The organism is Tenacibaculum sp. FZY0031, assembly GCF_036350695.1.
GTDB lineage: Bacteria > Bacteroidota > Bacteroidia > Flavobacteriales > Flavobacteriaceae > Polaribacter.
Genome location: NZ_JAZDVY010000004.1, coordinates 361,105 through 369,244, shown reverse-complemented (window position 1 = coordinate 369,244; position 8,140 = coordinate 361,105). Strand labels below are relative to the sequence as shown.

Below are 8,140 nucleotides of genomic sequence, written 5' to 3'. Positions count from 1 at the left end.
GCTTACCGCTGCTCCGTTTGCGGGTGCAAATATAGATACCTTTTTCTTTACAACAATGACTTTTTTTATCTTTTTTTAAAACTATTTTTTAACCCGCTATAATCTAACTCTTTATATCTGAAAGTTTTTTCTAACCAATCAAAACAATACCTACTCTTGTGCTCTAAACACCCGCTTTAAATACTATCATTAACACAGAAGTGACTTATATATACTATATATATATGGTAGCAAATTGCGTTAGAATTCAATGAAAACAGCCTGTATTCTTCATTTTCCTTATACAAAATAGGTACCTTTCTATTAATATTCAAGCAAAGTTTTTTGACATAAACTATGATTCCTTTTCATTTGTGATACTAAGAGTCCCATTTTTGAAATCCTATTTATTTATTCAGTTAAGTATTTTCCTGAAATCATCATCAATACATATTGGGTTTCCTCAATTCCTATTGATAGCCTTTAGAGTAGTAGTATAATATCTCCTATGTATGTACGATAAATAAATATATTGTTTTTTTACTTGGCCTAAACAACATCACTAAGAAAATGGCGATACCCTTTCAACTAACTCTGTAAGCTCATTTTATAGTTTATAAGTAAAAATTATTTTTTCCTTTTGAAAAGCAGCAGCCTTCTTTCAATTTGTATTTTTAAGCTTATTTCTCTAGTTTTTATCTTTTATCATTTGCCCCATGAGATAAAAACTACTCTCAGCTTCTAAACTAGAATACTGACAAGTCTTTTTCTATATTCTCTTGAATTTAAAATAATGGAACTTATTTTAGACGGGACAGTATTTAGAATTTGGTTTCTTAACTTTTCGTCTTTAAGTTCTCTTTCTAATCACTTAATCTTTTGGGCAGGTGTTTCTTTTGATTTTGGCATGGTATGGATTGATGGTTTATTCCAGTCTAAGTTACCATGTTTTCGTAACCAAACCAAAACTGTACTCCTACCTTGAATACCATAAGATTTCTGAGCTTGTTTATACGTTAGCTCTCCTTTTTATACTTGAGATACAACTGCTAATTTAAAGCCTAAAGTGTAATCTCGCTGTGTTCGCTTTTCTCTTGATTCTTCTGATAAAGTCATAAATAAGTCTAATTTGTGTCAACTTATTTTAGGACGGGACAGTAGCATAAAAAAAGCCTTCCAATATTGGAAGGCTTTTTTTATGCTTTGTTTTTTATTTTAAGATGGTTCTTCCCCATCTAATAATGGTATATTTTGTGGTACGAAATCTTTCCCGTGCACGTATTCACCAATTTCATTTGTTTTACTGTAATCGTAAGCCCATCTGTGAACCTCCGGAATTGCTCCTGGCCAGTTTCCGTGAATGTGCTCAACTGGGGTAGTCCACTCTAGTGTATTTGCATTCCATGGGTTTTGTGAAGCTTTTTGACCTCTATACATAGAGATAAAGAAGTTTGCAATAAAGATTAACTGAGCTGCTCCTCCAATGATTGCCATGATAGTCATGAACACGTTAATATCTGCTAAGTCATCAAACATTGGGAAGTTTGTGTTGGTATAGTAACGGCGTGGTAAACCAGCTAATCCGATAAAGTGCATTGGAAAGAATACTCCGTAAGCACTGATAATTGTTAACCAGAAATGCCAGTATCCTAATGTTTTGTTCATCATTCTACCATACATTTTTGGGAACCAGTGATACACACCAGCAAACATTCCTAATAAGGCAGATACTCCCATTACTAAGTGGAAGTGTGCCACTACGAAATATGTATCGTGTACATTAATATCTAAAGCTGAATCTCCTAATACTAATCCTGTTAAACCTCCTGTTACGAACGTAGAAACTAATCCGATTGAGAACATCATTGCTGGGTTTAACTGTAAGTTACCTTTCCATAAGGTAGTTACGTAGTTAAACGCTTTTACCGCCGAAGGAATTGCAATTAATACTGTTGTAAAAGTAAATACAGAACCTAAGAATGGGTTCATTCCTGATACGAACATGTGGTGACCCCATACAATCGTAGATAAGAATGCAATTGCCATGATAGATCCAACCATTGCACGATATCCGAAAATTGGCTTACGCGCATTTGTTGAAATTACTTCTGAACTAATTCCTAATGCAGGTAATAAAATAATATATACTTCTGGGTGACCTAAGAACCAGAATAAGTGTTCAAATAATACTGGTGATCCTCCTTGGTAGTGCAATACTTCACCAGAAATAAAGATGTCTGATAAATAGAATGAAGTACCAAAGCTTCTATCGAAGATTAATAACAATGCTGCTGATAATAATACTGGGAATGAGATTACACCGATAATTGCTGTAATAAAGAATGCCCACATAGTTAAAGGCAATCTTGTCATTTTCATTCCTTTTGTACGTAAGTTTAATACAGTAACAATATAGTTTAACGACCCAATTAATGATGAAGCAATAAATATTGCCATAGACACTAACCATAAGGTCATACCTGTACCTGAACCTGGAATTGCTTGTGGTAAGGCAGATAATGGAGGATAAATTGTCCATCCTGCTGATGCTGGTCCCGCTTCTACGAATAATGAGATAATCATTATTACTGATGATAGGAAGAATAACCAGTATGATACCATGTTTAAGAATCCAGAAGCCATATCACGAGCTCCAATTTGTAACGGAATTAATAGGTTAGAGAATGTACCACTTAAACCTGCCGTTAATACAAAGAATACCATGATTGTACCGTGAATTGTAACTAAGGCTAAGTACATATCTGGGTTCATAATTCCATCTGTTTGATGGCTTCCTAAGAATGCTTCAACAATTGAAAAAGATGTATCTGGCCATGCAATTTGTAAACGAAATAACATAGACATGAAACCTCCTATGATACCCATAAATATACCTGTAACAAGGAACTGCTTTGAGATCATTTTATGATCTTGGCTAAAGATGTATTTAGTTACAAATGTTTCTTTGTGATGATGATCTGACATAATCTATATATACTTTAAAAAAATATCTTATTTAATAACTTGAGCTAATGTTTTTTGTTCTGATAACCACTTGTCGTATTCATTTTGATCAACTACAGTGATTTTCATTTGCATATTGTAGTGAGATGCTCCACAAATTTTATTACATAATAATAAGTAATCAAATTCATATGGGTCTTCTCCTTTTGCTCTTCTAATCTTGTTAATTCCTTCTACTTTTGCTTTTACTTCTTCATTGTCACGCATTTCAGCAGTCGTGTATTTTGGCGTAAATGCAAATTGAGTAACCATACCTGGAACACAGTTCATTTGAGCTCTAAAGTGTGGCATATAAGCAGAGTGCAATACATCTTGTGAACGGAATTTGAATAATACTTTCTTTCCTTTTGGTAAGTATAATTCTGTTACTTGCTTATCATCTTGTGCACTTGGGTCTGACATATCAACCCCCATAGTGTTGATACCTTTAATAAAGTTTACATTCCCTAAACCTAATTGGTTGTCTTCCCCTGCATAACGTGCATCCCAACGGAATTGTTGAGAGTATACTTCAATTACGATAGGGTTTTCATCGTCGCCAACATACATAATGTTGTTCCAAGCCCATAAACCGTATCCAATTAATAATACAATTGTTACCGCTGGAATTGTCGTCCAAATTAATTCTAATTTATGGCTATCCGCATAAAATAATGCTTTGTTGTTTTTATTTCCTCTGTACTTGTAAGTAAAGAAGAAAATTAAAAACTGCATTCCAAACTGAACGATTCCTATTAACCAAAAAGTAATGTTGAAAAGGTTATCATCATGCTCTCCTTCAAAAGAAGCAGCTTCTGGTAACATGATTACATTCATGGCAATTAAGCAGTAAATCATCATTGCATAAAGGAATGCTAAGAAACCTAAAGCGTATTTACCTTGTTTTTCGTTGTCTTTATCTGTAGCAATTACAGAACGGAAATTCATTATACGAGTAATTTGCCAAAAACTTACTCCAATTGCAACTGCTATGAAAATATAAAATAAAGCGAGCATATTATCTAAACTATTTGTTTATTAATTCTTTTTATTAATGATGATTACTATCTTCTCCTCTGTGTTCGATATTATAGTAATGATAGGTTTCACTCTCGTGTAAATACGGGTTACCTTTTGGTACTGGATTTGCTTTTGCAAACGCACTGAAAGTAGCGAAGATAAATAATCCTGTAAAGAATAATAGTCCACTAATTTCACCTACTCCGAATCCCCATTGACCACCAACTGTTCCTGGCATAACCATTACAAACAAATCGATATAGTGACCAGCTAAAATTACTACACCTCCTAAGATTACAAACCAAGGCATGCTCTTAAAGTCACTGTTTATTAACAATAACACAGGGAAGATAAAGTTCATTCCAACCATTGCTAAAAATGGCACTTTATATTCGTTAAAACGCAATAAGAAATACGTAGTTTCTTCTGGCATATCTGCATACCATATTAACATGAACTGAGCAAACCATAAATACGTCCAGAATACAGAGAAACCAAACATAAATTTCGCTAAGTCGTGAATATGACTATCATTTACCAATGGTAAAACTCCTTTTGAACGTAGGTAAATAGTTACCATTGCGATTACTGTTAGTGCTGATACTAAGAAAGTAGCTAATACGTACCACCCAAATAATGTAGAGAACCAGTGTGGATCTATCGTCATGATCCAGTCCCAAGACATCATACTTTCAGTAATCATAAAGAAGAATAAGAAAATTACAGAAATATTATAGTTCTTCTTGTGTAATTTTAAATCTCCATTATCTTGTTTAATAGAGTTTCTTCTAATAATAAAAGTATAAGCATTCCATACTACTAAATAGAAAATACTTCTGATTAACCAACCTGGAGTATTTAAATACCATTTTTTACCATCTATGATGGAATCGTAGTTTGGACTCGTTGGATCAGTTACTCCCTCTCCCATCCAAGTAAATAGGTGATTCATGTGCATTGCTGTTACTATTAAGAATACCAACATAGCAAGACTTACATAGTGTAAGTTTGTTGTGATGGCCTCCATAACTCTAAATAACACAACAGACCATCCAGACTGTGCCACTCTTTGAGAAGCATAAAATGCTAGTACTAATAAGGTGATCCCTAAAGAGAATAATAAAGCAACATATAAGGCAGACCAAGGTCTATTTTGCATTTGATGCAAAGCGTGTTCTGCATGAGCAGCTCCATGATCTTCACCGTGAGCAGCTACTTCAGCGTGCGCTTCAGTTGTAGTTTCTGTATGAGCTTTATCCGCTACGTGTACAGCTGAACTATCTTGCGCTTGTGTGTTTTCTGTAGCTTCTTTTGAGTGTTCTTGCTCAGCATTGTGTGCTACTTCTTCAGTATGTGCAGCAGTACTATCTGCAACATGCGCTTCAGTTGTTGTATCTTCTTTGTGATTTTCAACTTCAACATGCTTTTCAACTTTAGCTTCACCTGCATGCTCCTCCTCAGTATGAGTTGTTGCTGCCTCATGACCACCTCCATGGTGTGCATCTTGTTTTGCTAAAATTTCCTTTGCTTCTTCTAATGTTTTAGGTGCTGAAAAGAAACTATAACCTGTTCCTAAAAGTCCTACAGCCATTAAAACAATAGCAAGCATTTTTAATTTTCCTGAAAACTGGTACATATCTTAACTATCTATTATAGACTTATTTTAATTCGCTTCTTAATTTTTCTACGTATTGTACAACTTGCCAACGCTCGTTGTACCTTAACTGTGATGCATGAGATCCCATTAAGTTTTTACCATACATAATTACATGATAAATATTTCCTGGAGTTAACTCTCTATCTGCGTAATTTGGGATACCGTTGAATTTATCTCTTTGAGATAATACTCCGTTACCATCACCTTTTGTTCCGTGACAAGAAGCACAGTAAATTCCGTATAGCTCTTTACCTTTTTCTAAGTTTGCCTCAGTTGTTGGTAGTGGATTTTTTAATTCAGCTTTTGCTTTTTCATACCCTTCATTAGTATCGGGAATGTCATAAGCTACTACACCGTTTCTATTTACAGTACCTGCAACAGGTAACTTGTTAACCATGTTTCCGTTTAAACCATCTGCACCATTTACATCATATGGTACAGAGACATACATATCGGGCATGTATTGTACTTGTGGTTTGCGTTTATCGTTACAAGAACTTAAGCTTGTTGCTACTACAGCTAAAGCGATAATTATTTTAAAACTCTTCATATCTCTTTATTAGTGCGTTTCTACTACGTTAATTTCTACAGCTCCTGTTGTTTCTAACAATGACACTAACTCTTCTTCATTTCCTTCAACAGGAATTTCCATTAAAAAGTGATCATCTGTAGTTCTTGGATCAGGATTTTCAGCTTCTTTAAATGGCCAAATCTTACTTCTCATGTAAAAAGTAATTACCATTAAGTGTGCTGCAAAAAACACTGTTAATTCGAATAAAATCGGAACGAAAGCTGGCATATTAGTAGCCCATGAAAAGTTTGGCTTTCCTCCAATATCTTGAGGCCAATCAGCAATCATAGTATACCATGTTAACCAAACTGCTACTGATAAACCTGTAATACCGTATAAAAAAGCAGTAATTGCTAAACGTGTTGGTGCTAAGCCCATTGCTTTGTCTAACCCATGAACTGGGAAAGGACAAAATACTTCTTCAATATGATGATTTTCTGCTTTTACTTTCTTAACGGCATCCATTAAGATATCATCATCATTATATAATGCGTGAATTACTTTATTAGTGCTCATTGTTCTCTTCTCTTGATTTTTTAAAATTCTCACCTGATGATTTCAAAATAGTCTTAATCTCTGCTGTAGGGATTACTGGGAAAGTTCTTGCATATAATAAGAATAATACAAAGAAGAATCCGATAGTTCCTATAAAGATACCTACGTCTACAAACGTTGGTTCAAAACGCCACCATGTAGATGGTAACTGTCCTTTACTTAATACAATTGCAATGATATCAAAACGCTCAAACCACATACCAATATTAATTACTATCGAGATTATAAAAGACCAGATAAAACTTCTTCTAATCTTTTTGATCCATAATAACTGTGGTGTGAAAATGTTACAAATTAATAACGACCAGAATGCCCATCCATAAGCTCCTGCTTCTGCACCGAATGATAAGTATGTGTAGTTTTCGTAAGGAGAACCTGTATACCATGCGATGAAAAATTCTGTTGCATACGCTACAGCTACGATACCTCCTGTTAAGATGATTACGATGTTCATATACTCAACGTGTAAACGTGTAATATATGCTTCCATATTTGTAACCTTACGCATGATACCTAATAAGGTTTGTACCATGGCAAATCCTGAGAAAATTGCTCCTGCTACGAAATAAGGAGGGAAAATTGTTGAGTGCCATCCTGGGTTGATAGAAGTTGCGAAGTCCATCGATACAATTGTGTGTACAGAAAGTACTAATGGTGTTGCTAAACCTGCTAACACTAACGACACTTCTTCAAAACGTTGCCAGTCTTTTGCTCTACCTGACCATCCGAAAGATAATAATGCATAAATTTTCTTTTGGAAAGGTTTAACAGCTCTATCACGAATCGTTGCAAAATCAGGTAATAAACCAGTCCACCAGAAAACTAATGATACCGATAAATAGGTAGAAATTGCGAATACATCCCATAATAACGGAGAGTTAAAGTTAACCCATAATGATCCGAATTGGTTAGGAATTGGTAATACCCAGTATCCGTTCCATGGACGTCCCATGTGGATAATTGGGAATAATCCTGCTTGGAATACCGCAAAGATTGTCATCGCTTCTGCAGAACGGTTAATTGCCATTCTCCATTTTTGACGGAATAATAATAGTACAGCAGAAATAAGTGTACCAGCGTGACCGATACCTACCCACCATACGAAGTTGGTAATATCCCATGCCCAACCGATGTTTTTACTTAATCCCCAAACACCAATACCTGTTCCTACGGTGTAGAAGATACATCCAAATCCCCATAACATTGCTGCTAAAGAGATATAGAATGCTATATACCAATTTTTGTTTGCTTTCCCTTCAATAGGTCTAGCAATATCTTCAGTAATATCATGGTAACTCTTGTTACCAAGTATTAAAGGTTCTCTATAAGATGATTCGTAATGAGACGACATAAAT

General features: G+C 34.8%; 6 protein-coding genes and 1 pseudogene. All 7 read right to left on the bottom strand.

The window, feature by feature from the left end; all coding sequences use genetic code 11:
* Window positions 1-849: 849 nt before the first annotated feature.
* Window positions 850-1,095, bottom strand: a pseudogene (locus V1T75_RS07920) (IS3 family transposase); the annotation flags it as partial.
* A gap of 99 nt (window positions 1,096-1,194) precedes the next feature.
* The gene (locus V1T75_RS07915) at window positions 1,195-2,964 is read right to left on the bottom strand and encodes a cytochrome c oxidase subunit I (protein WP_330488002.1); all 1,770 of its coding nucleotides are present in this window, start codon (window positions 2,962-2,964) and stop codon (window positions 1,195-1,197) included.
* 27 nt (window positions 2,965-2,991) lie between these two features.
* Window positions 2,992-3,999 carry a cytochrome c oxidase subunit II gene (locus V1T75_RS07910; protein WP_330488001.1) on the bottom strand — a complete coding sequence of 336 codons (1,008 nt, stop codon included), beginning with the start codon at window positions 3,997-3,999 and terminating at the stop codon, window positions 2,992-2,994.
* 34 nt (window positions 4,000-4,033) lie between these two features.
* A complete protein-coding gene (locus tag V1T75_RS07905) occupies window positions 4,034-5,638 on the bottom strand; it encodes a quinol:cytochrome C oxidoreductase (protein ID WP_330488000.1) in 1,605 nt (534 codons plus the stop codon).
* 22 nt (window positions 5,639-5,660) lie between these two features.
* Complete coding sequence (locus V1T75_RS07900; RefSeq protein ID WP_330487999.1) at window positions 5,661-6,209, bottom strand: c-type cytochrome; 549 nt, start codon at window positions 6,207-6,209, stop codon at window positions 5,661-5,663.
* A gap of 9 nt (window positions 6,210-6,218) precedes the next feature.
* A complete protein-coding gene (locus tag V1T75_RS07895) occupies window positions 6,219-6,746 on the bottom strand; it encodes a DUF3341 domain-containing protein (RefSeq protein WP_330487998.1) in 528 nt (175 codons plus the stop codon).
* Complete coding sequence (nrfD, locus tag V1T75_RS07890; RefSeq protein WP_330487997.1) at window positions 6,736-8,136, bottom strand: NrfD/PsrC family molybdoenzyme membrane anchor subunit; 1,401 nt, start codon at window positions 8,134-8,136, stop codon at window positions 6,736-6,738. Before nrfD ends, V1T75_RS07895 begins: the two co-directional genes overlap by 11 nt.
* Between the last annotated feature and the right edge of the window lie 4 nt (window positions 8,137-8,140).

Excerpts from the sequence above, each read along its gene's own strand:
- V1T75_RS07900 (WP_330487999.1), bottom strand. The coding sequence starts at position 6,209 with ATGAAGAGTTTTAAAATAATTATCGCTTTAGCTGTAGTAGCAACAAGC.
- V1T75_RS07895 (WP_330487998.1), bottom strand. The coding sequence starts at position 6,746 with ATGAGCACTAATAAAGTAATTCACGCATTATATAATGATGATGATATC.
- V1T75_RS07905 (WP_330488000.1), bottom strand. The coding sequence starts at position 5,638 with ATGTACCAGTTTTCAGGAAAATTAAAAATGCTTGCTATTGTTTTAATG.
- V1T75_RS07915 (WP_330488002.1), bottom strand. The coding sequence starts at position 2,964 with ATGTCAGATCATCATCACAAAGAAACATTTGTAACTAAATACATCTTT.
- V1T75_RS07910 (WP_330488001.1), bottom strand. The coding sequence starts at position 3,999 with ATGCTCGCTTTATTTTATATTTTCATAGCAGTTGCAATTGGAGTAAGT.
- nrfD (WP_330487997.1), bottom strand. The coding sequence starts at position 8,136 with ATGTCGTCTCATTACGAATCATCTTATAGAGAACCTTTAATACTTGGT.